General features: G+C 63.0%; 1 pseudogene. It reads right to left on the minus strand.

The window, feature by feature from the left end:
- Nucleotides 1–219: pseudogene (locus tag CVH10_RS25055) on the minus strand (sterol desaturase family protein); the annotation flags it as partial.
- Between the last annotated feature and the right edge of the window lie 11 nt (nucleotides 220–230).

The raw sequence follows: 230 nt of genomic DNA on the forward strand, positions 1-230 counted from the left end.
CACGACCATGGCCACCAGCAGGATGGTGCGCATGATGTCCACGTTGTAGCTGCGGCGCAGCTCGGGCGTGGTGAGGTACTGAGGAAAGTGGAATGCCAGCACCCCGAGGAAGCACAGGATGCCCAGGCTCAGAGCGATGGTGCCCGTGACCCGCCCTTTGCCGCGCTGCAGCTCGCCATGGCTCGCAGTGAACTCGTTGAGTTTGTCCATTTCAAGCATGCCGGCCCCTC

The organism is Halomonas sp. ND22Bw (assembly GCF_003011945.1).
Taxonomy (GTDB): domain Bacteria; phylum Pseudomonadota; class Gammaproteobacteria; order Pseudomonadales; family Halomonadaceae; genus Halomonas; species Halomonas halophila.